The sequence below is a fragment of the Corynebacterium sp. HMSC073D01 genome (genome assembly GCF_001815555.1).
In the GTDB taxonomy this organism is placed as follows: domain Bacteria; phylum Actinomycetota; class Actinomycetes; order Mycobacteriales; family Mycobacteriaceae; genus Corynebacterium; species Corynebacterium glucuronolyticum.
The window spans coordinates 56,676-56,878 of sequence record NZ_KV821028.1; the positions used below are offsets into that span (position 1 = coordinate 56,676).

At 57.6% G+C, this 203-nt stretch carries 1 pseudogene; it reads right to left on the reverse strand.

Annotation, left to right across the window (positions count from 1 at the left end):
• Positions 1–203 (reverse strand): annotated as a pseudogene (locus HMPREF3044_RS03755) (HNH endonuclease); the annotation flags it as partial.

A 203-nucleotide genomic window follows, 5' to 3' on the forward strand; every position in this document is an offset into this window, starting at 1 on the left:
GGCATGCCGAGTTGCATCCGGGCAAGACGCACCGCCCCGCCTTGGGCACACGGGTGCATATTCAACTGGAGCGGCCCACCGAACGCGGGCTTCCAATACTCCAACCCGTCTATTCGCACCATCCGGCCGTACATGGGTGTATCCGGATCATCATCATTGCGGCCGTTGAAGAACTTACACAACAACATCAAATTCGACGACAC